This window comes from Terrimonas alba, assembly GCF_042434975.1.
Classification (GTDB): domain Bacteria; phylum Bacteroidota; class Bacteroidia; order Chitinophagales; family Chitinophagaceae; genus Terrimonas_B; species Terrimonas_B alba.
Genome location: NZ_JBHMQM010000001.1, coordinates 76015 through 101930, shown reverse-complemented (window position 1 = coordinate 101930; position 25916 = coordinate 76015). Strand labels below are relative to the sequence as shown.

20 protein-coding genes are annotated in these 25916 nt (G+C 39.8%); 1 reads left to right on the top strand and 19 read right to left on the bottom strand.

Annotated features, from left to right (window positions below):
• Positions 1-4: 4 nt before the first annotated feature.
• The 8 genes from ACFEL9_RS00460 to ACFEL9_RS00425 all read right to left on the bottom strand — a co-directional run bounded on the left by ACFEL9_RS00460 (position 5) and on the right by ACFEL9_RS00425 (position 8030).
• Positions 5-805, bottom strand: a complete 801-nt coding sequence (locus ACFEL9_RS00460) for a hypothetical protein (RefSeq protein ID WP_385885139.1) — start codon at positions 803-805, stop codon at positions 5-7.
• 86 nt (positions 806-891) lie between these two features.
• Positions 892-2280 carry an undecaprenyl-phosphate glucose phosphotransferase gene (locus ACFEL9_RS00455; protein ID WP_385885137.1) on the bottom strand — a complete coding sequence of 463 codons (1389 nt, stop codon included), beginning with the start codon at positions 2278-2280 and terminating at the stop codon, positions 892-894.
• Positions 2281-2405: 125 nt separating this feature from the next.
• Positions 2406-3278, bottom strand: coding sequence for an aldo-keto reductase family protein (locus ACFEL9_RS00450; protein ID WP_385885135.1), 873 nt, complete (start codon positions 3276-3278; stop codon positions 2406-2408).
• A complete protein-coding gene (locus ACFEL9_RS00445; protein WP_385885134.1) occupies positions 3278-4294 on the bottom strand; it encodes a Gfo/Idh/MocA family protein in 1017 nt (338 codons plus the stop codon). Before ACFEL9_RS00445 ends, ACFEL9_RS00450 begins: the two co-directional genes overlap by 1 nt.
• A 3-nt stretch (positions 4295-4297) precedes the next feature.
• A complete protein-coding gene (locus tag ACFEL9_RS00440) occupies positions 4298-5038 on the bottom strand; it encodes a WecB/TagA/CpsF family glycosyltransferase (protein ID WP_385885132.1) in 741 nt (246 codons plus the stop codon).
• 110 nt (positions 5039-5148) lie between these two features.
• On the bottom strand, positions 5149-6255 hold the full coding sequence (locus tag ACFEL9_RS00435; protein WP_385885130.1) for a glycosyltransferase family 4 protein: 1107 nt from the start codon (positions 6253-6255) through the stop codon (positions 5149-5151).
• A 93-nt stretch (positions 6256-6348) separates the two neighbouring features.
• Positions 6349-7068: a polysaccharide deacetylase family protein gene (locus ACFEL9_RS00430; RefSeq protein ID WP_385885129.1), complete on the bottom strand. Its 720-nt coding sequence runs from the start codon at positions 7066-7068 to the stop codon at positions 6349-6351.
• 56 nt (positions 7069-7124) lie between these two features.
• Positions 7125-8030 (bottom strand): glycosyltransferase family protein, encoded by a 906-nt coding sequence (locus tag ACFEL9_RS00425; protein ID WP_385885127.1) that lies wholly within the window; start codon positions 8028-8030, stop codon positions 7125-7127.
• A gap of 355 nt (positions 8031-8385) precedes the next feature.
• Here ACFEL9_RS00425 and ACFEL9_RS00420 point away from each other — a divergent pair, with 355 nt between their 5' ends.
• Positions 8386-13710, top strand: a complete 5325-nt coding sequence (locus ACFEL9_RS00420) for a PKD domain-containing protein (protein ID WP_385885125.1) — start codon at positions 8386-8388, stop codon at positions 13708-13710.
• Between the two features lie 81 nt (positions 13711-13791).
• Here the strand turns inward: ACFEL9_RS00420 and ACFEL9_RS00415 are convergent, their stop codons facing one another.
• The 11 genes from ACFEL9_RS00415 to rpmF form a co-directional block, all read right to left on the bottom strand.
• The gene (locus ACFEL9_RS00415) at positions 13792-14541 is read right to left on the bottom strand and encodes a polysaccharide deacetylase family protein (RefSeq protein ID WP_385885124.1); all 750 of its coding nucleotides are present in this window, start codon (positions 14539-14541) and stop codon (positions 13792-13794) included.
• Between the two features lie 97 nt (positions 14542-14638).
• Positions 14639-15913, bottom strand: a complete 1275-nt coding sequence (locus tag ACFEL9_RS00410; RefSeq protein WP_385885122.1) for an O-antigen ligase family protein — start codon at positions 15911-15913, stop codon at positions 14639-14641.
• Positions 15914-15941: 28 nt separating this feature from the next.
• Positions 15942-16589 (bottom strand): acyltransferase, encoded by a 648-nt coding sequence (locus ACFEL9_RS00405; protein ID WP_385885121.1) that lies wholly within the window; start codon positions 16587-16589, stop codon positions 15942-15944.
• A gap of 2 nt (positions 16590-16591) precedes the next feature.
• Positions 16592-17854, bottom strand: coding sequence for a glycosyltransferase family 4 protein (locus ACFEL9_RS00400; protein WP_385885119.1), 1263 nt, complete (start codon positions 17852-17854; stop codon positions 16592-16594).
• A gap of 95 nt (positions 17855-17949) precedes the next feature.
• Entirely contained in the window at positions 17950-19308 is a 1359-nt protein-coding gene (locus ACFEL9_RS00395; protein ID WP_385885118.1) for a lipopolysaccharide biosynthesis protein, read from the bottom strand.
• Positions 19309-19354: 46 nt separating this feature from the next.
• A complete protein-coding gene (gene nusG, locus ACFEL9_RS00390) occupies positions 19355-19885 on the bottom strand; it encodes a transcription termination/antitermination protein NusG (RefSeq protein WP_385885117.1) in 531 nt (176 codons plus the stop codon).
• Between the two features lie 129 nt (positions 19886-20014).
• The gene (locus ACFEL9_RS00385; protein ID WP_385885115.1) at positions 20015-22372 is read right to left on the bottom strand and encodes a GumC family protein; all 2358 of its coding nucleotides are present in this window, start codon (positions 22370-22372) and stop codon (positions 20015-20017) included.
• Between the two features lie 4 nt (positions 22373-22376).
• The gene (locus ACFEL9_RS00380; RefSeq protein WP_385885113.1) at positions 22377-23180 is read right to left on the bottom strand and encodes a polysaccharide biosynthesis/export family protein; all 804 of its coding nucleotides are present in this window, start codon (positions 23178-23180) and stop codon (positions 22377-22379) included.
• 294 nt (positions 23181-23474) lie between these two features.
• Positions 23475-24632, bottom strand: a complete 1158-nt coding sequence (locus tag ACFEL9_RS00375) for a hypothetical protein (RefSeq protein WP_385885111.1) — start codon at positions 24630-24632, stop codon at positions 23475-23477.
• A gap of 29 nt (positions 24633-24661) precedes the next feature.
• Entirely contained in the window at positions 24662-25600 is a 939-nt protein-coding gene (gene plsX / locus ACFEL9_RS00370; protein ID WP_385885109.1) for a phosphate acyltransferase PlsX, read from the bottom strand.
• Between the two features lie 110 nt (positions 25601-25710).
• Positions 25711-25902 (bottom strand): 50S ribosomal protein L32, encoded by a 192-nt coding sequence (gene rpmF / locus ACFEL9_RS00365; protein WP_276502630.1) that lies wholly within the window; start codon positions 25900-25902, stop codon positions 25711-25713.
• Positions 25903-25916 lie beyond the last annotated feature (14 nt).

Sequence of the window (25916 nt, the reverse complement as noted above, 5' to 3'; positions counted from 1 at the left end):
CAGTCTAATTTTTTGCAGTAATATATTTCAAAGCTGCGGCTATCATTCTTTCATATTGTGCAACCCTTCCATGTTCTGCTTCACAGTTCAGGTAGGAAATATTTTTGCCGCCAAAATATACACTTAGTGACCCGTCTTGCTCAACATTGATATCGTCCTGCAGAATAGAATTGAAATGACTAGCAGATAAATACTGAAAGAAGAGGCTGTCGGTGGTTAAGAAAAAATCATCAGGATCCTGGCCGGTTGCTACAAATACTTTTTGGGCATCCTTTTCTCTTTTGTTACCAGGCAAATATTCAGTCACGGATAAATTGCCGTTGGCATTGTTGTGCAATGCAATCACAAATCTTGTTTCGCCAGGTATTAATTTTAGAATATGGGAAGCAAAGCTTCCTACTTCATCCACTAGTTTTGAGTTTACTTTTCCCGATTGTGCCAATGTTTTTCTAATACCCGTTCTTGAAAATATCCGGTTTGGGTCAATGGAATAATTTTTCCCACGATGTCTGAATTGAATATTTCGCTTGCCGTTATTTTCAATCTTTATTAAAGTACCTCCGTTATTTTCTAATGTATTTGACACTCCTTCCACAGAAGTGTTCTCATCGTCATGGAGATTGATAAATAAATAATTGGAAACAGGGCCATATTGCAGCATTTTTAGCCTGACATCGGTGCTACCTAACTTGTGCGTAATAAAGTAAACTTGCGGGATGAATTTTTCAGCGCCACGGCTATTAACCTGGGCTGACAATAAACTTGAGTAAAAGGCAGAAATAAAAAGGAAAATATTTTTTTTCACTAAACCTAAGATATAACTAATAAAACTAATTGCGGTTACACCTTAGCAAATATCATTCTAGGCTCGCTGCAGATAACACAATGTTATTAATAAGCGTTTTTTTCTCCTTTCGCCATGTTAAAGGCAGTCATCAAAATAATGCGGGTATCGAGCCAAAGGCTCCAGTTTTCGAGATACCAGAGGTCGTATTCAACCCGGTTGTTGATATCCTGCATATGTTTTATTTCACCGCGATAGCCGTGAATTTGTGCCCAACCTGTTATGCCGGGTTTCAGAAAATGGCGAACCATATAGCGATTCAGCAGCTTCGAATAATCATCCGTATGCTTCAACATATGCGGTCTGGGGCCAACAATGCTCATATCACCCATAAATACATTCAGAAATTGCGGCATTTCATCAAGGCTCGATTTTCTTAAAAAGCTTCCAAGCCTGGTAATACGGGCATCATTTTTAGTGGCTTGCTTTTCATTGGATTCTTTGTTCACCTTCATGCTTCTAAACTTCAAACAATCAAATGCCTTACCACCTTTACCGCTTCTTTGTTGGGTGAAAAATATAGGTCCTCTGGATTCCAGCCAGATTAAAAGACCGACAATAGGGATCAACCAGGACAAAATAAAAAGGATTACCAGTGAACTTACTACCACATCATAAAACCTTTTTTTAATGCGATTACCGACATCATCCAGTGGTTCTTTACGTAATGACAAAACCGGGATATCTTTTAAGTAATCGAGATGGACAGGTTTGCGAATAAAATGATTGAAGTCGGGAACAATCCGAAAACGGATACAAGCCTGGTCTGCTTCATTAATTAGCCTGTAGATCCCCGATTGTTGTTCAGGAGCAATGGTGGAGAATATCTCAGTGACTTTATATTGTTTGGACGCTTCGATGGCATCACTGATGCTTCCTACAATGGGATAAACCGAGAGTTCATTTACATTTTCCTCCTCTTCGCAAAAACCCACAACTTCGGTTTTAAGAGGCTCCTGTTCAAGATAGGTTGCCAATTTTTTTGCCCTGTCATTATAGCCAATGATCATCACTTTTCGAACAATGTGATCCTTACTTTGAAAATATTGTTGCATGGCCAGGTGCATGAACCGGTTAATCAACAAGCTAATGGCAAAGGAAGAAAGAATACTGACCAGGAATAAACGTGAAATATCCGCTTCTTTATAAAAGAAGAGGTAGAGCATCACCAATGCAAGGAAATATGCATAAGCCGACATGGTTCGCTTCGAAAACCTTTCGAAGGAATAAATGTACGAATCGTGATAAATACGAGTGCCCCAACTTCCAACGGCCCAGGCTACATTAGAAAAAAACCATAGGTAGGTGTATTGTATCTTATTGGATTGAATAGCTTCCGCAAAAACATACTGGCAGATCAGGAATACCAGGTTCAATACAACTAAGTCTAATACAATAAAAGTTATCCGTAGTAAATTTGTAAGTCTGTGGTTCATTGTATTTTTTTTGAATGCTTTCCAACTACACTTAGTTTTTCAATTTCATTGGCATTCATACAAATCTTGAAAAATATAACAGGATTACAATAGGATACTTTTTAAATGGATTGCACTACTAAATATTAAGCCGATAAACGCTTTTGATCATAATGGCGGATCAGTGATGCCGTTTCATGAATATTTCCTTTAGAAGAAGCCCCAAACAAAATCGATTCAATATTTGGCAAGTTACTAACATATTCGATTGCTTCTCTCGGGGAAATGGCGCCGCCGCCTAATACCTGCATTGCAATAGCCCTCAACTCTCTTGTCTTTAAGGTTTTTTCATAGATTTCTTTACCGCCTGACATACGGAAACCAGCCTTATTAATGGACGAGCAGATGATGGGATTTTTAATTCCTCCTTTTTCTAATACATCCAACAGCCTTGGCATATTCATCGTGATAAAACCCGCCTCCGCGTTATATTTTTTCTGGATATATTTATGGAAGGCGACAAAAACCTCTCCCGCCCTTAATCCCAATAGCAAATCTGTGATCACGTTTTGTAAGAAAATAACCGGGGTGTCTATCCCTTTGAACATTTTCATTTCCGAATCGATCAGCAGTTCCATAATTGCCATATAATCTTTCGATAAATAGGCAACCCCTCCTTTAAATAAAGATCCAAAAAAATTGCCTGGGACATACTGTTTGAGTGTACCGGCTATGCCCAACTCAGTAACGGCGTTAGCGTACTTATGAGCATATGGCATACAGGGGTAAATTTTAAAGCCCTTGTAGTTTTCTGGTTGTTTCCGGATGACATCACAAATATTTGCGATCCTGTCGTGGGTGGTGCACATGAAAGTATTAATTCCTTCATCTCTTGCAGCATTCAGCGTTTTTATAATGGCTTCATCTGTTTTAAAGCGAATGGACTGCGCCCTTGATTTTTCGTCTGAAATATGGTTAACGGCAAAGAATTGGTTATCTCCAAAAAGAATTTTTTCCATTATATATTAGTTGAACTTTTTTTAATAATTGAAATGGCATAATCTGTATTGTGTGCACTGGCAAAGGTGTTGATGGTATTCGGTTTCTTTTTCTGAGCCGCCTGGATAAAATAGTCTAGCTGTGCTGAGTATTCTTCTCCCCGTAAATAGAAATCAACTTCTTCGGTTAGTTCGGTAATGTATTTTACATTCCAGCCTTTCGAATAGCCATTTAATTGGTCATCGCCTTTTAAGTAAACTTTCAATTCGTTGGCATCAGAAATAATCTTTCCCTTTGTTCCTGCTATAGTAATGGAAGTCGACATTTTTCTATAAGTATCGTCGCTCCAGTTTACGGAAAGCACCCCGGTGACGCCGGATGAAAGCTCTAACAGGGAATAAACCGCATCTTCCACCTGGTTTGAATAAATTGACTTCAGGAGTGTGCCTTTTGAAGCTTTCACAGGAGAAAGTATGTCGTTTATCAGGTCAATTACATGAGAGGCATAGTCGAGCAGGCAGCCACCACCTTCTGATGGATCGGAGCGCCAGGTGTCTTGTTTTTTTCTTGTTACGACCGGGCCGTACGATTCGGCAATAAAATGATAGATTTCGCCAAGCACACCGCTGTCCACTATTTTTTTCACTTCCCGGAAGGTGCCAATGAATTTATTGTGATAGCCAACCTGTGTGACGAGATTTTTTTTCGCTGCCAGTTCTACCAATTCTTTTCCTTCAGGTACGGTCAGGCAAAAAGGTTTTTCGGCAAAAACATGAATGCCGTTTTCCAGTAAATCTTTTATAACTGTATAGTGAAATTTGGTGGGTACAGCTACGACCACAGCGTCGGGCTTCACTTCAGCAATCATTTTTTTATAATCGGTAAAGCAATTAAAATTTCCATATTTGGATAAAAAATCATTAACCATTTTGGATGTATCACAAACACCGACTACGTCCACTTCAGGAGATGCTCCTAAAATTGACAAATGAGAAATTCCCATCTTACCAGCTCCAATCAATGCGACTTTTAACATAGTTTAATCTTTAATTCTTTTTATATAAGTAATATGCAATAGAAGGTCTCTTACAAATTTTAATTGATTGCCTGTGTTGCGTTTGAATATCTCTGGCCGTAAAAAAATTCTAACCAGCCATTCGAGCCTTAGTTTTATCCATATTTTGGCCGGTCTTGAACTATTGCCCGCATACCAGTCAAATACATTTCCAATTGTAGAGATTATTCTGGCATTAATGCGGTCCTTGTGTTCATAGGCCCATTTCTCCTGCTTGGGAGCTGTGAGCCCTACAAAAAGAATATCGGGTTCGAATGCATTTATGGCATCAATAATTTTATTATTATCCTCCTGCGTGAATTCAGACCTGAAAGGAGGAGAGTAAGAAGAAGCGCTAATGTCAGGGTATTCTTTTTTTAACCGGGCAATAATTTTTGACAGCGTTGCCTCTGAGGAACCCATAAAAAAGACTTTCTGTTTATTTTTATTTGCTTCTGCCGCAAAATAATCGAAACAATCCTGTCCGGCAATTTTCCTGATATTCTTTCCATGCAACAGTATAGAGCCCATGGCAATACCCACTCCATCTAAAACAAGAACGTCCGTTCCTTTTAGTGCTTTTTCAAAAGCCTTATCTTTTGTTGCGAGGCCGTAAGAGTTTGGGCTAAAAGTATTAAGTAATGTTTTTTGGTCATAAGAAATTTTGTCAAGCGTGGAATTAAACACCTCATAACCTAATACATTAATGGTTGGTATTGTTTTCATATTATTTAGTGTTTCGTAGTAAGTAAGCGTGGTACAAATATTACAGCAATACTAAATTTGGTAAGGTTTAATTGAAATGGTAACTGTTCGGTCCGTAAATCGCTGCGAAATTAAGCAGCCTCTGCAACCTGGTTTAAAATGTCTAAAAATCTACTTTCAAATTTGTCCATCGTAAAATTCTCCTCATATCTTTTTTTTGCTGCAATACCCATAGATGTACGCAATTCATAGTTGTTTATCAAGGTGGTCAGTTTCTCACTCAGGGCACCGGCATCTTGCCGCGGAACAAGGAAGCCGGTTATATTATCAGCAACAATATCGGGGATGCCGCCCACATTGCTGGCGACAACCGGCAATCCAAATTGCATGGCTTCAAGTAGCACCAGGCTGAAGGCTTCGTCAAACGAGGGCATGACAAAAATATCTGCATCCTGGTAAAATTTGTTTTTTTCGATTCCATATTTTTTCCCGTGTGCAGTGACAATGTTATCCAGCCCAAGTTGATTGACTTTTTCGTTAAACATATCCTCCGTAATGTCCAACCAATCTCCAACAAAATGACATTCAAAATCGATGTTTTTTTTCTTTAACTGCAAACAAGTTTCGAGGAGAGTAAAGACTCCCTTCGCCACCATCATATTCGATAGAAAAAGCAAGCGGGTTCGACTTTGCTTCCTTTTTATCGCAGGAGTGTTGTTGCTTTCTGGTATGCCATTGGCGCAATAAAATATTCGTGCAGGTTCTACGTATTGGCTGATATCGGAATATAGGAAGGGTGATAAAAGGATGATCTTTGTTTTTTTTCCACCCAGTACAAAATGATAAAGAAACCGGTTGATTTTATTAGCCTTACTACCCTCGGCAACGCCTTTATTATGGAAATGAAGTAAAATCTTTTTGCGGAAAATTTTTAAAATAGTTACGATCAGAAAATCCTTGTAGAAAGCAGAGCCTTTGCTGGTCAATGTGACATAGCATACCGCATACTTAGTGCGAATAAGAGATTTAATGGTAGAATAGACAAGCTGAACGAAAAACAGCGCCTTTTTTGAGCTTGCTTTGCCGATTGTATCTATACTTTTTGAAGCCGAAAGATTTAAAAAGCTATTTTCAAAAGTTTCATTGATTCTTTTGTTCTTTTTTATATAATCACCCATCAGGGCGGCACCATGTACAGGAGGCGGCAGGTGTAATATGAACAGTATTTTTGGTCTCATTAAGCAAATTTCTTTTTATAGGTTCCGGTTGCGAATGACTTTCAGTTATGTGTCAAAGCGATGGTTTTCAAAAAGATTGGAAAGACCAATGATCTATGAAAATTGGATAAGATGTTTGTTGGAAACATATTTTATTTCTGGAATGCCAGAAATTTTTTTGAAAACATTTTCCATCTTTTTCCAGAGTCCTTTATTTTCTATTTCCCAGGAATGCCCCCATATATGCAGGCATCCCTTTTTTGCAATCGACTCTTCAAGGTATTTGTCTGCCAGGCGTTCAATGTCTGTTTGGCAATTTCCCTGCATCCATAAAAAGAGATTTTTAAATCTTCTTCTTTTTAGAAGATGTTTGAAGTATGTTACCTTTGAATGTTCATAGACTTGAATAGTAGTCGGAATTATTCTGCCTGTGCCTGTTGTTAAATTCATCAGTTCAGTTGTCCGGGCTAACTTAAAGCCAGTTTTGAAAACTACATCAGCCGCACCTTTGTTGTACTTTCCTTTTGGAAAACAGAAGCTAATAGGGTATTCTCCGGTTATGTTTGAAAGCCAATTGTAACATGCTTCTACTTCAACTTCCCAGGCTTTCAGATCAATTTCCTCAGCAGTCAGGTGATTTAATGTGTGTCCCCCAATTTCAAATCTTTTTGCTAATGCCTCGATACTGCTCTCATCCATCACTTTATTTTCAGCATTATTTTTTGGGATATAAAATGTTCCCGGCAGTTTGTATTTGTCCAATAACTCGGCAATTTTAAAATCCAACGGATGTCCATCATCCCAGCTTGTCGTTATTATCGCACATTCAGCCATATTATAAATTCTTGTACAGCTACTTTTAAGGGGTTAATAATTGGTGAAAATAGAAATTATATTTTTGATAATACAGCATTTACAATTTTATACCAGGCCCTGTTATAGATTTTATAGGGTCGGGTAAATTGATTAATGATTTTCTTGTCTATTTTGACCGGGACTGAAAAATCTGTTGATAAAGTCGGGTCGTTGTCAAGATGCGTGTAAAACCGATTGAACTTTTCTTTTGTATGGGTTGCATGTGAAGAATCGAACCCAACGTTTTGAATTTTTGAAACGGCCGGATGAACCGAATACAGGTCGTGTTTGAACTGGTGGAAACACCATCTTATGGCCCAGGAATTTATTTTACCCTCCCGCTGTTTTTTCAATAAACCTGTCATATCTGAGCCCATTTCATTGAATTTTCGTTGCGCTGACTTATCTTTCATAAACGAGGAATAATCCTTTACCTCCCAGTCAATTTTTTCCCACCTGCTTTTCCATGTACCCCATCCGCATGAATCTGAACGTTTTGTAAAAAAAACAGTATTCTTTTTCAGGCCCTTAACAGGCGTACTAAAACCTGCAACCGAAAATATTTTAGGATTATTCTCATAATAATTTAATCCATCATTCATATAAACAAGGAAATTCCGGCTTGTAACCAGGTCATCTTCCAGCACAATGACCTTGTCATATTTATTCAGCATATCTGTGACTCCGCCAATGATGGATTTGGCCAACCCTTTGTTTTCAGCAGCTTCTGTGATGGTTACCTTTTTAAAACCTTCAACCGTCTTCAGGTAATGGCGGATCTCTGAAACCAGCGGCTCATCAGCTTTCGTCTTCGCAGCATCCGAAAAAATGAATAATTCACTTTCAGACGCAAGAAAATTTTGTTGGAGATTTTCGATCGTAAGCTTGAGAGTATCTAGCCGCTTATAGCAGAAAAGCACTACTGGTGCAAGAGTTTTCATAAATAAATAATTACTCGGAATTAAAAAACTGAAGCGGTTTTAGCCGGAGTAGTGGAGTCCAAAGAGTGCAAAAACTCTGATTAGGATTTAATCACAGGATCTTGAACGGCGATCATATGAGTAAAAATAAAAATAAAATCGGCATTATACTATTAATTCAAAAAAGAATTTAGACAGACTATGCGGGATGATAAAAATCCTGCTTCGTCAAAATGCTAAGGGCTTTCTCATATAAATTTTGCGGTGGATTGATCTCACACAACAAAACAAAACTTCCTTAAGGTTTTGTTTGCAATTGGCATATACTTTGTTTAAATTCACATTAGAACCTATTATAATCCAATACCTTATACGTATGTACCCTACGAAAAACTACGTTACCTCTGGTAGCGTTATCCGAAACTATGTGGCTGCGCTTGTCTGTGTATTTTGTTGTCAGGTTTCTTTTTCGCAGACGAATTATCTAAAACTTCCAGCCAGTGCTCCCCGAACTTATAATGGCCAGTCAAATTTTGTGATTGAAAATCTTTCTTTCACAAATATGAATGGGAATAATATCACGATTTTTAATGGAAATAACATTACGATCCGCAATTGTTATTTCGGCGTTTCACAAGGAATCGGTGTAGAGCTTGAAAATTGTAGCAATATCACCATCGAGAATTGCTTCTTCGCTAATAATAAATCGGGTGTATACGCAACCTCTTGCTCGGGCATAAAAGTCAATAACAATCAATTCATCAATGCACAGGGGCCTTTCCCCAGGGGTCAATTTGTTCAATTCAATTCAGTTACAGGAAGTGGCAATAGTGTGAGCGGAAATCGCGGTGAATGTTTTCGGGGCGAATCCTATGCTGAGGACCTTGTTAATATGTACCGTTCAAACGGTACTTCCGCAAGCCCTGTACTGGTGAAAGATAACCTGTTCAGGGGAGGCGGTCCTAGTCCTTCTGGTGGCGGTTTGATGAGCGGAGATTTTGATGGTGGTTATGTAATTGTAGAAAACAATAAGCTTGTTTTTCCCGGTAACTATGGGATAGGCATCGCAGGTGGTAATAACATTAAGCTGTTAAATAATTCTGTTTACTCCGAACGCAGACCCTGGACAAATGTGGGTATCTACGTTTGGGCGCAACAGGGAGCGTCCTGCTCTCAAATAACTGTTGAGGGAAATAAATCTACCTGGACACATAAGGATGGTTTCAATAATCCTTTCTGGGATGGAGGAAATTGCGGTCCCATTACCTGGGATGGCCTCAATTCCAGTGGACAAAGCCTTGCATCAATGAGTTTTCCCGAACAATTGATTACTTGTGTTACTGAAGATGAGTTGTGGCAGGTTCGTGAACAGTCAAGGGAGTTTGTGGTAACTGTGCAGGTGAATGAAATGCCACCATGGTTGCCCAGGCCTACCGCCGATGCAGGTGAAGACAAAACGGTTACAACCACTACCACCACTTTATCAGGCTCTGGTGGAAATACCTATCGATGGGTGCAGGTCTCCGGTCCCAACAATGCGACTTTAACAAATGCCAGCTCAGGTAATGTTAGTCTTAGTGGACTTGTAAACGGAACTTATACTTTCAGATTGGAAGCGTATGATGCGGAAGGTGCTGCGGATGCGGATTGGGTTGTTTTAACCGTGTCAAACAGTCAAACGGTGCCGAATCAGGCGCCTGCGGCTGATGCTGGTAATGATATTTCGATTACTCTACCAACGAGCACAGCTACTTTGAATGGAACTGGCTCATCCGATGCAGATGGAACGATAGCTTCCTACCAGTGGACACAGGTGGCCGGACCCAATACAGCAACGATTGGCAATGCTACCCAGGCATCGACCTCTTTGTCGGGTTTGATAGCAGGAACCTATAATTTCCGTTTGACGGTTCGGGACAATGATGGTGCAACAGACACCGATGAAGCGACTGTAATAGTTAACCCGGCACCGGTCGTTAACCAGGCTCCTGTGGCGGATGCGGGTAATGCAATTACGATTACATTGCCAACGAGCACCGCTACTTTGAATGGAACTGGTTCATCCGATGCTGATGGAACGATAGCATCCTACCAGTGGACACAAGTATCCGGACCCAATACGGCAACAATTGGCAATGCTACCCAGGCATCAGCTTCTTTGTCGGGTTTGGTTGACGGAATATATAATTTCCGTTTGACAGTTCGGGATAATGATGGCGCAACAGACACGGATGAGGTAACTGTAACAGTTAACCCTGCGCCGGTGGTAAACCAGGCGCCGGTGGCAAATGCAGGTAATAATATCACCATTACTTTGCCAACAAGCACAGCTACACTAAATGGCACTGGCTCATCCGATGCTGATGGAACGATAGCATCCTACCAGTGGACGCAAGTATCGGGTCCCAATACAGCAACGATTGGCAATGCTACCCAGGCATCAGCTTCTTTGTCGGGTTTGATAGCAGGAACCTATAATTTCCGTTTGACGGTTCGGGATAATGATGGGGCAACAGACACCGACGAAGCGACTGTCATAGTTAACCCTGCCCCAGTCGTGAACCAGGCGCCGGTGGCAAATGCCGGTAACAATATCACCATTACTTTGCCAACGAGCACCGCTACTTTGAATGGAACTGGCTCATCCGATGCAGATGGAACGATAGCTTCCTACCAGTGGACACAGGTATCGGGTCCCAATACAGCAACGATTGGCAATGCTACTCAGGCATCGGCTTCTTTGTCGGGTTTGATAGCAGGAACCTATAATTTCCGTTTGACGGTTCGGGATAATGATGGTGCAACAGACACGGATGAGGTAACTGTAACAGTTAACCCGGCACCAGTCGTGAACCAGGCACCGGTGGCCAATGCAGGTAACAATATCATGATTACTTTACCCACGAGCACAACTACCTTGAATGGAACTGGCTCATCCGATGCAGATGGAACAATAGCCTCGTATCAATGGACACAGGTATCGGGTCCCAATACAGCAACGATTGGCAATACTACCCAGGCATCAGCTTCCTTATCGGGTTTGATAGCAGGGACCTATAATTTCCGTTTGACAGTTCGGGATAATGATGGCGCAACGGACACGGATGAGGTAACTGTAACAGTTAACCCTGCGCCGGTGGTAAACCAGGCGCCGGTGGCAAATGCAGGTAACAATATCACGATTACTTTGCCAACGAGCACCGCTACTTTGAATGGAAGTGGTTCATCTGATGCAGACGGAACGATAGCATCCTATCAGTGGACACAAATATCGGGTCCCAATACAGCAACGATTGGCAATGCTACGCAGGCATCGGCTTCTTTGTCGGGTTTGATAGCAGGAACCTATAATTTCCGTTTGACAGTTCGGGATAATGATGGTGCAACAGACACCGATGAAGTGACTATAACAGTTAACCCAGCCCCAGTCGTGAACCAGGCACCGGTGGCAAATGCAGGTAACAATATCACCATTACTTTGCCAACGAGCACAGCTACTTTGAATGGAAGTGGTTCATCTGATGCAGACGGAACGATAGCATCCTATCAGTGGACACAAATATCGGGTCCCAATACAGCAACGATTGGCAATGCTACGCAGGCATCGGCTTCTTTGTCGGGTTTGATAGCAGGAACCTATAATTTCCGTTTGACAGTTCGGGATAATGATGGTGCAACAGACACCGATGAAGTGACTATAACAGTTAACCCAGCCCCAGTCGTGAACCAGGCACCGGTGGCAAATGCAGGTAACAATATCACCATTACTTTGCCAACGAGCACAGCTACCTTGAATGGAACTGGTTCATCCGATGCAGATGGAACGATAGCATCGTATCAATGGACGCAGGTATCGGGTCCCAATACAGCAACGATTGGCAATACTACCCAGGCATCAGCTTCCTTATCGGGTTTGATAGCAGGGACCTATAATTTCCGTTTGACAGTTCGGGATAATGATGGCGCAACAGACACGGATGAGGTGATGGTGACAGTTAAGCCTGCGCCTAACCAGGCGCCGGTGGCAAATGCAGGTAACAATATCACCATTACATTGCCAACGAGCACAGCTACTTTGAATGGAACTGGCTCATCCGATGCAGATGGAACGATAGCATCGTATCAATGGACACAGATATCTGGTCCAAATACAGCAGGAATTACAGCCAATAACCAGGCAAGCACGAGTGTTACAGGTTTGATTGAAGGAGTTTATAGCTTCCAGCTTTCTATAAGAGACAACGACGGTGGAGTTTCTTCTGACCTGGTAACGATAACCGTAAACCCTGCGCCAAACAAAGCACCGATAGCAAATGCAGGAGCCAATATCAGGATTACCTTGCCGGTAAACACAGCTAATCTAAATGGAAGTGGATCATCTGATCCTGATGGAACCATTGCATCCTACCAATGGACGCAGTTGTCAGGACCTACAACCATAACAATCGCCAATAGTACCAGGGCAACAGCGTCTGTTTCAGGTTTAGTGGAGGGGATCTATAGTTTCCGTTTGACAATAAGGGATAATGACGGAGCATCGGCTACGGCTAATGTTAGTGTGACAGTCAGTTCGGCGGTAAATCAGTTGCCGATTGCTGATGCCGGATCTAATATCACCATCACATTGCCTGCCAATACCTCATCATTAAACGGCAGTGGCTCATCTGACCCTGATGGCACGATAGCTTCTTATCAATGGTCTCAGGTATCGGGTCCGAATACGGCAACAATGACCAACGACAACCAGGCCATTACAGCTCTCTCTAACCTGACACAAGGCACTTACAGTTTCCGTTTGACGGTTAAAGATAATAAAGGAGCTACAGCGACCGAAACTGTAAGCGTTATAGTAAATGCGGCGCCCAATAGATCACCTGTTGCTAATGCCGGAAATGCTGTTTCTATTACATTACCTATGAATTCAGTTTCAGCAAATGGCAGCAAGTCTACAGATCCCGATGGTACGATCGTTTCATACCAATGGTCGCAGGTATCAGGTCCTAACACAGCTGTAATTGCCAATGGTAACAAATCAACGGCTACTTTCTCAGGTCTTGTAAAAGGTATTTACAGCTTCCGTCTTATTGTAAAAGACGACAGGGGAGCTTCGTCCTCCGCAACTTTAAGTGTAACTGTGAATGCGGCTGCTAACCTGGCGCCTGTAGCTAATGCAGGAACTTCACAGGTTATTACTTTGTCGACCAATGAGGCTACTTTGAATGGAAGTTTATCAAAAGACCCCGACGGTACCATCAAAAGCTACCAGTGGCAGCAGCTTAGTGGCCCTGTAAATGCAATTATTTCATCCGGTATTTCTTCCATCACTACCGTTACAGGTTTTAAAGAAGGTGATTATGTATTCCAATTGATCGTGAGAGATAACTTAAACGCAACTGCAAAGGATACAGTTCGAATTGCAGTAGTTAATAACTTCAGGTCTTTTGCAGGCGGGTTGATGCTTTATCCAAACCCGGCGACAGATAAAATTAATTTCAATTATTATAGCGAGGAGTATAACAAAGCACAAATAAACATTTATGATGTGACGGGCCGGAAAGTAATGGCTTCTATTGAAGTTGCAAGTTCTTTAAATCTGTTTAAAACTGAGATTAATATTGGACATCTTAAGCCTGGCGTTTATTTGTTTGAGGCGATAATGAATAATAAAGAAAAAATTGGCGCTAAGTTTTTAAAACAATAAGTTTTAGAAAGCATTGTAATCAATTCGAAAGGTAAAAGGCTGGGCAATCATAGCCCAGCTTTTTAATTCATGTTCACAATACTAAGGTTTTCTAAGGAGGTCTTTTATTAGTCCTGTAATAGGCTTGCCTGTTCTAACTTTCGAAATAAACCTGTTCAGCGTTTCGGTTCCCCGGACATCGATTCGTTGGATGACGAATTTTTTTTGAATGGGTAAAATATTTACCCTGTTGCCGATATTGAAAGCGGCCTGGATGTCATGTTTTTCAAATAGTTTAAAAAGGGCATTTAACCTATTTTTATTTCTTTTCGGGAACTCTCCATAGGTATAAGCTAAGGCGGGTTCGTACTTTACTTCATGGGTGTGAAACCAGTTTTTGGTTTTAATAATATCCGCTTCTATTGCTGTTAGATCAAGAGTATTATAACTTTCGTGATTAAAAGTATGAAGCCCATATTCAATAGTCTGAGGATCCATCGACCGGATATCGTCAATAGTTAAATATTCTCCGGATTTATTTGAATTAGCCAACTCTGTGTAGCCAGGTACAAGAAAAATTAGAGCCCTCAATTCATGCTTCTTTAATAAAGGATATAGTACCGTAAGATTGTTTTTATAACCATCATCAAAAGTCAACAAAATTGCATTTTCTTTTAATGGTGTACCGTTCATTATGTGATGAATGATTTCATTTACGGTGACGCAATTATAGCCCTCTTTTTTTATAGCTTTAAATTGATCCTCCAATTGTTCTGCCGTGACCGTTAGTAAATCCGGAGTACCATCGGGTATTGTTCTATGATACATCAACACTCTTAGATTATTGCCCATTTTTTATACTATTCTTTTACAAATAAGGGTTACACGATTACGATTCGATCTTGGCTACTATTGTTAACTTAATTATTCATCTTAAGACGTATTGGCTTTATCTGTCAACAATTTCATATGATGATTCATCGGGTGCTGTCTCTGCATAGCGAAGTAAGAACAATGACCAGAAGAAAGGCATATTGAAGTATGTCTCAGATAAAGCGATCAGGAAAATGACAAAAATCAATATGTTGGCAGAAACTTTTGGTTTCGAAATTTCCATTCTTGAAAAATATCTTCTTACCGACACTGAAAAGAAATAAAGAATAAAAACAAACCCAATTAGCCCAAATCTGACCAGCATGTCAGTGACGCCATTCGTTCGCATAAATAGTATTTCCGACTTGCCATACCTGGTTTCATCTGACGGACCTGTTCCAAGCACAGGTGAACGCTGGAAGTCCTTAAAGTCAAGTACGGTGCTTCCGATGCGGGTGTCATCATCCGACTGACCAAGATAAATTTGTCCCTCTTCAAAACCTTTTACCTGTGCAGCTATTTTGTTGGCGAGAAAATCAACTTCAAGAATCAGGTAAACTATACTGGCAAGCAAAACGGGGAATATCACCCATTTTAATTTTTTATTGGTTTCAAGAAAAAGAAAATATAGCAAAAAGAAAAATGCTAAGGCCAGATAACCCATGGTAGAAAACGTCGACAACAATGCAACGAGGAATATAACAACTCTTGTTGTAACCTTTCGTAGTAATATCATTTCGAAAACAATACCGATGGTAAGATAACCAGCGAAGGCGCCGGGTTCCCAAAAAGGACCCGAATTGCGGGGAAGGCCAAACAGGCCCAATGAATCTGCTCCGGCCAGTGGCTCCCGGAAAATATTGTAAATAATAAGGCTTTTCTTTACATCATTCGTAGAAGGACTATCCCAAAAATGCTTGTTTACGAAAAACTGTTCCTCGATAGCGGGAAAAATTAAAAAGAATATATAAAAAAATATTGCCGCTATACTCAGGAAAAACAAAAGACGGAGATAAGTCTGAATAAAATCAGTAGTATTTCTAAGAGCCAGGTAGGCGGTGAGCAACCTGAGAAAAAAGCCAAGCGAACTTTTTAAGTTTCCGTTCGACAACCAGATTAACTGTCCAATGGATAAAAAAATGAAGAATAAAAGAAAGCCCAGGAACCCATTGTCGATCTTTTCATTTTTGAACAGAAAAACGAGCAGGTTAATCAGAAAGACAACTATAAGCAGATTTTCATTATCGCTAAAAAAGTTTATACCGGAGAGACTCAGGAGAAGAAAAAGGTTTATTGTCCCGAAAAGACTGCCTTGTTTTCTTTGTTCCGATATTTTAAACAAATGCATCATTTAGAAAAAATCAAATTTTGATACTTTCTCACTTTACCTGCCCGGTAAATTTTTCAACTTCAGTAGAATGTGCTTTAATAAACTTTGCCGGATTACCTGCCCAAATTTCATTGGGTGGAATATTTTTCGTTACAACCGAGCATGCGCCGATAATTGAGTTTTTGCCGATCGTGACGCCTTTTAAGATAGTTGAATTGGCTCCAATAAATACGTTGCTTTCTACCACTACCGGGCTATTCACAGTATTTTCATTTTTGTCTGCCAGCCGGTCTTCAGGAGATAGGGGATGAAAGTCCGTATCGTAGATGCAGGTGCCTCCGCCGATCATTACATTGTCTTTTATTATGATCTTTAAAGAACAGCTAATTGCAGTAAAACTCATCGCTACATTATTGCCAATTTCAAGGCTCGCATTTCGATCCACAAAAAAACTGCATTTTTGAACTCTTCCGATTGGATTAGCTGCCATAATATTGTTCATCGTAAAATTATTTCCTATAACGAACCGCGAGCCGCGGGCAACACATACAAAAGGTATTCCCCGGGTTGAAAATGTTCCTCTTTTTACATTGTTGCAATAAAATAACAAGCTGGTTAGCCAATATTGAAAAGGAGCAAGCAGCGAATATTTGATTCGTCGGAAACTTTTATAAAGTATTACAAAAAAGCCCTGCATGATCAATATTGTTTTTTGTTGTGCATCGTTTGATACACATTTATAAGCGATGATATAGTTTTTGCCTTGTCATGTCTGTCCAGCGCAGCAATGCGGGCCTGTTTGCCTAACTGTCCCGCTTTAATTCTGTCATTGGCCAATAAAGCGATTGAATGGGCCAATTCGTAAGGAGCATTGGCGGGAACAAGCAATCCCGTAGTGCCGTGATCGATCAATGTCGCTACACCCCCAACATTGGTAGCAATAACAGGCATGCCAAGCATTTGCGCTTCACAAAGACTATTTGGGCTGTTATCAATATAAGAAGGATGGACAAATATATCGGCTTCTTTAAGCGATTTGATCAAACCTGCTTCAGAAAAGATTCCCATGAAGGTAATATTACAACTTCTGAATTTCTTTCTGAAAGTGGACTCAAAAAACTTAGCCATCTTACTGTTTTCATTGAGCCCGATTATATGCCAGTCAAATGGGTCTTCAAAAGTTTCCTTTAATATAGATGCTGTTTTTAAAATGAGGTCAAGACCCTTATAGATTGTATTGGATATGGTTGAGATAATTTTTAAGCGCCCCTGTGAATTGGGCGACCAGGGCGTTGCAGTATAAAATGATGATCTCAAAATTTCATCCACATGAAAATAACTCGCCTGTGGCGCTAATAAACTGGAAATTTTGTTATCCCAGCACGTCCTTCCCATAAGGTAATTAACTTTTTTAAAATAGAACCATTCCCGTTTCGCTTGCTTTTCAAATCTTTTTTTATCAAAAAGCAGGCTATTCCCCAGTAAATGGTTTTTGAAAAAAGGCAGGTGAGTCATTATATTAAGGCTGTTTATCCCGGGCGGATAAAATGCATTGTCATATGGATTAATGATTCCCTGCAAATGAATAACAACCGGTATTTTGGTGTGTGTTAGTATTTCAGCGAAGTTGTTCTCGGTTCCGAATACCTGTATTACATCCGGTTTAAAGTCAGCAATAACATCGAGGAGATTTTTCAAATATTTCCCAGAGCCAATCTCACAACTCCAGTTTTTTATAAGCTTGCCAAAATTCCCTTTTTTCTCTGTTTTGATTGGGTAATAGGTGACCTTCCCGTTTTGTTTTTTTGCATCTGCACTGGCGTGGAAAAATGATACTCCGAGTTCTATTGCCGGCAGTTCAATGAATGCCTGTTCCAATGATTCAATCCACCCGCCACCATGATAGTAGTGCGAACCTTTATCATATTGTGATGACGTAGGTGTAAACCAAAGGACCCGCATGAAAAATATATAAGTTTAAATTTATTGTAATGCTTACAAAAAAAAACAACGGTTTCGAAGGATTATTGTACGGTGTAAATTTATAAAACAACCGGCTAGTGTTTAACTGATCTAGCTTTAATAAACCTGCGATATTCGATAGGCGCAGCAATTAATCCATTAATATTTGCAAGAATAAGCGCAATACAAATGCCCAATACACCCCAGCTTAGTTTAACGGATAGCAAATAGGAGAGCGGGATGAAATAAAGCATTGTTATGATAGACAAGTAATATTGCGTTTTTAATCTGCCCAGCCCATTGAGAATGTACACATAGATCATCCCGAAGTTGACTGAAATGGTGTATAGCAATACGCCCAGGCTAATGGAAAATGGGATTTGAATTGAATCGCCAATCCATAACTTATATATAAATTGGCTGCCCACGAGTATGATAAGTCCGGCAATCACCATAAGGGACCATAAAAAAAGCAGTTTTCTTTCAGTTCTCTTAATCCACTCGTAGTCTCCTTTAGTTTGAGCATCAGTAACGGCGCTCCACAACGGACTAATGATAATCGAAAACGCCATGATGAAAATGCTAAATAACTTATATGCTATGTTGTATTCTGTAACCTGGATAGAAGAAAAATACCGGCTGATTAAGACATTAGTAGTTTGATACTGTACAATCGCCGAAATCTGGATAATGAAAAATTTACCACCCAGGGTTAGCAAACCTTTTGATGTGTTCCGGGAGAAATATTTAATGCCTGGCAACAGATCGGGTCGTGTAAAAACAAAAAAATGGATGGTAAATAAGATCAAAGCGAGCAAATTGCCAGCAAACATAGCCGTACCAACAAGAAGAATATTGCCGGGAATGGCAGAACGAAGTATCAAAATAAAAAGCAGCGAAAAAATGCTCCCGATGAGAAACACCAAAGAAGTTAAAAACACTTTTTGATGCGCCGAGTTAATGGAATTGATTAACTGCAGAACGAATTGCAGCGAAAACATGATAACAGTTATCAGTGCTAGATCCCTTAATTCCTGTCGATAGACTGAAGATACATTCAGAAGCTTATCCCATTCTAAAAATGGCATTAAGCAAAGGTAAATTGCTATTATAGCAACAGCGATTATGGACAGAGATACATAAGTAGTACTAATCAGCCGTCGTTCCTCTTCGATATTGTTTTTGGCAATCGCTTCTACAAGCTTGTTTCTTAATCCATTTCCGAGGCCAAGGTCAAAAAAATTGAACCAAATAATAATTGAACTCAAGGTCAGCCAGATGCCGTACCGCTCGGCATCAATATAGTCAATTGTCAGGGGGACAAAAACAAGGCCTATCGCAATACTCAGGCCCTTTATAAGAAACGATAGAATTATATTTTTTTGAACTAACCGGGTTCTTTCATGCGTTGCGCTATATAAAAATTTCAATTTTGCCGGAATAAAACTTAGCATAAATATTTTCACAAATTAAGGGAGGATTAACCGAGTAAAACTATTTCTATATCACTTTTTTTATGTCGTAGTTTGCATGAGTATCGTTTAGTGAATTGTCTTTCCTGATTTCGGCCACCAGCGAATAACCTAAAGAAGGCAAAAGTATCTTCACTGTATTCGTTCTGACCTCAACCACATTGCCTTCCCACAAGACCAGGGGGCCATTGATGATTCTCACTTTATCGTTTGGCAGGACTTCCGTCTTCTCTATGCTTACATAGTCATATTCTGCGATAAATTTCTTTATCGTTTCAATCTCTTCATTGCATATTATGGCCGGATGTTTTAACCAGTAGACAAAATTGAGTACTCCATCTGTTTGTAGAATGCCTGTCGTGTCCCGGTCAGGGCAGTTAACAAAGACATATGAAGTAAACAGGGGTTCATATGTCACCCGTTTACGATCGATCCATTGCCGCTGGAGCGTAGTTAAGGGACAATAAACCTCCAGCTTCTTTTTCTCAAGAAGTGTGGCCACCTTTTTTTCGCAGCCGGGACGGGTATAAGCTATTCGCCATTGTTTTTTTGTTTCCACAGTTATGATCATTAGAAGTGAAAAATCTATATCTAACTATGGCTTTCCAGGATAAGACTTGGCGATTCTCGACGGGGTACAGATTAGGGATTTGTAAAGACTTTATAAGAACTTTCGGGTTTACATGATTTATGTTTTTTCTTGTAAGGAGCGTTTCTTTTTTGTTTTAATACTATTGTTATGAATGTAGCCGTAACCATATCCATAACCATAGGCATTTTTCATAAAGCCACGTGCCCGGATATCGTTAAAGACAATTTTCATGTTTGTAAGCTTATTTTCTGAATCTGTTTCTTCATCCAGTCTTTCCAGATAAGATTTTGGTGTAAACCCATGCTTGACGACGTACAAAGTAGTGTCGCAAAGCGGAGACAGGATATAAGCATCAGATAGTAAACTCGCAGGGGCAGAATCAATAATGATAACATCAAAGACCTCTTCCAGATAATTTAAAAGCTCATTCAGTTTTTCGTTCAACAGCAACTCTGAAGGGTTATCAGGCAGTGTGCCTGATGGAATAAAGAAGAGATTTTTATGAGCCGTGGTTCTCTTTATTATATCCTCCGGTTCTGACTCGCCTGATAGATAATCACTTGCTCCTTCATCGTAGCTCACATTCAGTTTATTACTTAAAGAAGGATTGGACAGGTCAAGCTCTATCAGGATGACCCGCTTATTAGTCAAGGCAAGGCTTAATGCCAGGTTAAGCGCCACAAAGCTTTTTCCTTCTTTTGGAAGTGAAGAGGTGACCAATATTTTCTTTTTTCCAGATTTTCCACCCAAATAACCCAGTGATGCACGCAACCTACGGAATTGTTCAGCAACAAAAGTTCGCTTTCCTTCCTGGATCACAATTGCATCTTTGCTTTTATCATGAGCAACCTCTCCAATAATCGGAGCCGCTGTCAATTTTTCTATCTCATGCCTATAAAGTATTTTTCTGTTGAACAGTTCTTTAAACGCCAGGAGTCCGATAGGAAGACCCAAGCCAAGAATCAGGGCGATACCATAAATAATTCCTCTATTAGGCGATACGGGTAAGAAACTTGCCTGGGCTTTGTCAATAATCCGTGTGTCTTCTAGATTAAATGTATGCGCCAGATCACTTTCTTCTTTCTTTTGCAATAAGAAAGCGTATAAGTTGCTTTTTATTGATTGTTGCCTGCTAATGTCAATCATCTCTCTTTCCTTTTCAGGAATTGAATAAAGCATGGACGAATAACTATTGGTAGCAGTGCTCAAATTTTGTTTTCCTGCTTCAAGTGTTTTCCTCTGGTTTTCGATATTCTCAAGAATGCTTGGACTTATTTTGGAAATCTGGTCCTTGATAGATGTAACCATCGGATTGTTTTCACCAGTTGTTTTCTTTAGTCTTTCATAGTCGAGTTCTAACTGGTACTTCTTATTTAAAAGATCGGTGAGGATAGGATCTTTGACGCCAACGGATGAAGGAACTATTCCTGACCTATTATCTTTAGCCCTGACATATTTTTCCACCTCATCTAATGATGAAAGTTGAACATTAATATCTGTCAGCTGATTGTCAGTAGCCGCTATATTTTCCAAATAAAGACGTCCCTGGGTGCTTATATCTACTGCACCTCTATTTGCCTTAAAAGATTGCGCTTTCTTTTCAATATCAGACAGTTCCTGCTCAACCAATTTTAGCCGGGTTTCAAGCAATGCAGAAGTAGAATCAGCCACCCTGTTTTTGTCCTGCAAAGTTTTCCTGTTGTATACTGCTATAAGTTCATTGATGATATCTTCCCCACGTTTGGGATCGGAGTCTTTTATGCTCAACAGGAGTACCGACGTCAGTTTAGTAGACGGACTTGCTTTTAATTCCGATAACAATGAGGCAGCTATTTTTTGTGGGTTTGAAAGCGTAAATGATAATTGACTATTAGTTTTTGCATCCGGTTTATAGGACTTGTTTGGTAAAAATTGTAAGAAGCCATAGTCTGTGCTTACAAACTGCTTTAAGGGGTATTTTTTTGCTCCGACGATTACCGAACTATCTTTTTCTGAATACTTAAATGGTATTTTTTCATCGCTTGGTTTTATGCCCGACGGATCAGCAAAATGAATTTTTACCGGCGACAGCGAATAGGCAGGTTTGGCTGCAAACTCATCATTTTCAAAAAAAGTTGCATACAAGCATAGGCTGTTAACTACTTCCTGCATCAGCGTCCTGGACTGAAATATTTCACTTTCATTCTCAACAATTCTCTTTTCCGACATTTGATTCAGCTGATTAATTGTTTGGCCATCTGTCGACCCCTTTTTTTCATCCTTGATCATGATAGAGGCCGTTACCTCGTATTGAGGAGGGGTGACACGTAAATAAAACCAGGCCGCTGCTCCAAATAATATCAGGAAAAGCAAAAAGATTGGCCAATAGGGAACATAGCGAAAGAGCAGGTCTTGCAGACCGCTTCTGTTCTCTCTAATTTTACTGGGTGTTATTTTTAAATTTGAATGTGCCATAGCATTATTTAATTACACGATCAGCTACTATTGCTGCAAATGACAGGCCGCTTAGAAGAATCGGCAACCATTGATTCGCTCTGCTCGTCGTAGCTACTTTTGCTTTTGTCGGTTCTACATACACGATATCATTTGATTTTAAATAATAGTATGATGAAGTAAATAATTCAGTAGAATTCAGATTTAGCCGCTTCAGGGTTTTTTGGTCATTTTCTTCCCGTATTACCATCACGTTTTCGCGGTTCCCATAGATTGTGATATCTCCGGCCAAGCCCAGCGCCTCCAACAGAGAAAGTCTTTCATTTGGCATCGTCACAACTGAAGGCTTGTTAACTTCTCCTAAAACTGTAACCCTGAAATTCAAAAAGCGAATGCTTACTACGGGGTCACGCAATAATTCCTTTTGTAGTAAAGTCTTTGCGATTTCTTCTTCGAGTTTAGTTTTCGTAAGGCCTTCTGCCTTGATGTTTCCCAATACCGGAAATTGAATATAACCTTCAGTGTTAACCAGATAACCCGTATTGCTTGCCTGGTTTGTTATTAAAGATTGGTTGTAAGTGCCAGCACTAACTTGCGGATTAAACATTGCGGTAGCTTCCGGATTGGGGCTGCTTACCAATATACTAAGGATATCATTTTTCTGGATAGTTGATTCAGGAACACGGCTATCACTGCCGATTTTTCCATCTGTAGATCCATAGAAATAGGTTGATTTTTTTGTGCTAACACATGATGAAAAAATCAAGGGTGCTAGCAGACAAAAAATAATAAAAGTTAGCAGGTACGACGAATAGATTTTCTTTAGCATAGAGTTTTGTAGTATATAAAATCAGTAATAGCTTTAATTAGCTTAAAGCATCTTACACTAATCAGAAAAACTAGTCACGAAGTATTCAGAAGAATTGGAAAGAAATGAGGGGCGGACTTCTATAGGAAGGGAATCTTACGATTGTGCCACTAAAGTAAATTAGATTAGGCTATTATTCTTGTTCTTTTTTGTTCAGAGTCAGAGAAGATATTGATTATCTGTTTCAATATCCTCCCTTTTGGATAATTTGTCGATTTTTCATGAAAATATTTCTATCAGAGAGTGAAGCAGAATTTAGTAGTGTTTAAAATTCAAAGCCCTTCTATATCCCGTTGCTTCAACCAAGGTATTCAATTCATGATATTCCTTTTTTTCCGGCTTTAAAGAAAGTTGAAGAATTCTAAGATATTTTTTATTTAACGCCGATTGAACAGAAGGGTGTCGCTTACCTTTTTTAGGATTCAACAGATAATTCCGGGTTTTAGCAGGTGCATAGGAGTTAAGAAGAATGTTCTCTAAAATTGTCAAAGCATTAATGTCATTGTAATCTTTTTTGGTGGAAAGATTTTTCGATTTTTTTAACCAATCCAAGGCCTCTGTCTTTTGATTGGTCAGAGTAAGCGCCTCGCATATTACAAGATCAAAAGATAAGATTGAAACTTCTTTAGCCTCATAAATATTGGCATTATAATATTTTGCAATATCTGCTAAGATCTTTTCGGGTGAATCATTCTTTGCGTTTAAATAATATAGCCGGGCTGCAAAAAATCGGCCCATCGTGTTAGGTGAATAATCCGTATCAGTGTAGATTCGTAAGGCCTCTTTCATATGCTTTTCAAGGAGGGAAAGATCTTCCGTCATCCAGTACCGCAAAACCAATAAGGAATTAGCAAAAATCTTTGATTCATTGTTGTTTTTTCCTCTCAAATAATATTTCAATCCATCACCGTAATAGCCATTAAGCCGATCCATATTCACACATCGCTCATAGTAGTAATATTGACCTCCTTTTGTGGTAGCGATTTCTCTCTGAAACCTGTCGATAAGAGATGGGTTTCTCTCCAGAAAAATAATAGTCTGTTGTACGATTGGCTCCATAACCGGTATGTAGATCTCCGATACAGGGATATTTTTAAAAAGTGAAACCAGGTAGTGGAATACCTCTTCTTTATTGATATCGTTTTCGCTTGTGGGAGCCTTCGAAATATTTTCCAGCTCATCTGTGGAGCTGAATCCGCAATATTTTGAAAAAATAGCCAGGGTAGAATGGGAAGGAGCGTAATCCGTTTTTACTAAGCCAAAAAAACGCCTGATTGTGTTTACGTTTACGTTTAAATCAGTCTTTTGATAAATATCTTCTACTAATTGTATGCAGTCGCGATAAGATGAGATTTTACGCCCAAAGTTCTGTTCAATTTCCTTTTTTAGTGCTGATAATGCTTCTGGTTTCATAGATTTCAGCCTGGCGTGTTTTTTAGCGGCTATTGCAATTCTTCTCTCATCTTGGTAAGCACATCTTTTTCAATCATTTTTTCGGCCACCCGTATCATGTTTTTAAAAGCCTTTGCTTTTGAAATTCCATGCCCGATAATCACCGGCTTGGATACTCCTAAAACGGGAGTGCCCCCATAATTTTCAAAGTTGAACTGATCAAAATAAGGGTGATCGACTTTTTTGCGCTGTGTGATATCGTAAAGTGATTCGGCCAGTTTGAGAATGATATTACCCGTGAAACCTTCGCAAACCATTACATCAGCTTTGTCAAGCAACACATCCCGGCCTTCAATATTGCCGATAAAATGAATATGCTTGTTTTCTTTAAGCAGGGGATAAGTAGCCTGGCAAAGCAGGTTTCCTTTTCCTTCTTCTTCTCCGACATTCATCAAGCCTACTTTAGGATTTTCAATTCCCAGTATCAATTGGGAATAAACCGATCCCATAACAGCAAACTGGTTAAGCTGTTCAGGTTTGCAATCGGCATTTAACCCCACATCCAGCAACAAACCTGTTCCGCCATTCTCTTTTGGAATAATGGTAGAAATTGTTGGCCGCAAAACGCCATCAATGGCTTTGATGCTAAAAAGAGCCCCAACAAGCATGGCCCCGGTATTGCCAGCACTTATAAACGCATCTATTTTGCCGGTCGCCAACAAATGAAACCCAATAGCGATAGATGATTGCTGTTTTTCCTTTAAAGCTTTTGTTGGGTGTTCATGCATATCGATAACCTGCTCCGCATGAACGACTTTAACAATTCCTGAGTGGATGTTATATTCCTGTAGTAAAGAATCTAACTGGATCTTATCCCCAATAAGGGTTAAAGTAACCTGGGAATTTGTTTCTTCGAAGTATTGTGCAACGCCCTTCACCGCTTCAAGCGGGGCAAAGTCGCCACCCATCATATCTAGTCCGATATTCATTGAAAGCGTAAAATACAAATTCTAAAATAACAAATTCCAAATTCCGTCAGACATTCGTCCAACAGACTTTGGAATTATAGCTTTTTGGAAGAAGGAAACGATTTCCTGTCTTACTTTACTGGTGACTTTTCGGCTACCACTTTACCCTTATAGTAAAGCTTGCCTTCGCTAACATAGGCACGATGGCGAACATGTGTTTCGCCGGTTGCGCTGTCTGTTGTCAATGTGGTCGCGGTAGCTTTATAGTGTGTTCTACGCTTTGCACTTCTTTGCTGACTGTGTCTGCGTTTGGGATTTGGCATAACTCAACAATTAA

What these genes read in the sequence shown, in the direction of transcription:
- rpmF (WP_276502630.1), bottom strand. Translation starts at nt 25,902, where the DNA reads ATGCCAAATCCCAAACGCAGACACAGTCAGCAAAGAAGTGCAAAGCGT.
- ACFEL9_RS00420 (WP_385885125.1), top strand. Translation starts at nt 8,386, where the DNA reads ATGTACCCTACGAAAAACTACGTTACCTCTGGTAGCGTTATCCGAAAC.
- ACFEL9_RS00415 (WP_385885124.1), bottom strand. Translation starts at nt 14,541, where the DNA reads ATGGGCAATAATCTAAGAGTGTTGATGTATCATAGAACAATACCCGAT.
- ACFEL9_RS00375 (WP_385885111.1), bottom strand. Translation starts at nt 24,632, where the DNA reads ATGAAACCAGAAGCATTATCAGCACTAAAAAAGGAAATTGAACAGAAC.
- ACFEL9_RS00405 (WP_385885121.1), bottom strand. Translation starts at nt 16,589, where the DNA reads ATGCAGGGCTTTTTTGTAATACTTTATAAAAGTTTCCGACGAATCAAA.
- ACFEL9_RS00395 (WP_385885118.1), bottom strand. Translation starts at nt 19,308, where the DNA reads ATGCTAAGTTTTATTCCGGCAAAATTGAAATTTTTATATAGCGCAACG.
- ACFEL9_RS00440 (WP_385885132.1), bottom strand. Translation starts at nt 5,038, where the DNA reads ATGAAAACAATACCAACCATTAATGTATTAGGTTATGAGGTGTTTAAT.
- ACFEL9_RS00455 (WP_385885137.1), bottom strand. Translation starts at nt 2,280, where the DNA reads ATGAACCACAGACTTACAAATTTACTACGGATAACTTTTATTGTATTA.
- plsX (WP_385885109.1), bottom strand. Translation starts at nt 25,600, where the DNA reads ATGAATATCGGACTAGATATGATGGGTGGCGACTTTGCCCCGCTTGAA.
- ACFEL9_RS00435 (WP_385885130.1), bottom strand. Translation starts at nt 6,255, where the DNA reads ATGAGACCAAAAATACTGTTCATATTACACCTGCCGCCTCCTGTACAT.
- ACFEL9_RS00400 (WP_385885119.1), bottom strand. Translation starts at nt 17,854, where the DNA reads ATGCGGGTCCTTTGGTTTACACCTACGTCATCACAATATGATAAAGGT.
- ACFEL9_RS00450 (WP_385885135.1), bottom strand. Translation starts at nt 3,278, where the DNA reads ATGGAAAAAATTCTTTTTGGAGATAACCAATTCTTTGCCGTTAACCAT.
- ACFEL9_RS00430 (WP_385885129.1), bottom strand. Translation starts at nt 7,068, where the DNA reads ATGGCTGAATGTGCGATAATAACGACAAGCTGGGATGATGGACATCCG.
- ACFEL9_RS00410 (WP_385885122.1), bottom strand. Translation starts at nt 15,913, where the DNA reads ATGATGCATTTGTTTAAAATATCGGAACAAAGAAAACAAGGCAGTCTT.
- ACFEL9_RS00445 (WP_385885134.1), bottom strand. Translation starts at nt 4,294, where the DNA reads ATGTTAAAAGTCGCATTGATTGGAGCTGGTAAGATGGGAATTTCTCAT.
- ACFEL9_RS00385 (WP_385885115.1), bottom strand. Translation starts at nt 22,372, where the DNA reads ATGGCACATTCAAATTTAAAAATAACACCCAGTAAAATTAGAGAGAAC.
- ACFEL9_RS00380 (WP_385885113.1), bottom strand. Translation starts at nt 23,180, where the DNA reads ATGCTAAAGAAAATCTATTCGTCGTACCTGCTAACTTTTATTATTTTT.
- ACFEL9_RS00425 (WP_385885127.1), bottom strand. Translation starts at nt 8,030, where the DNA reads ATGAAAACTCTTGCACCAGTAGTGCTTTTCTGCTATAAGCGGCTAGAT.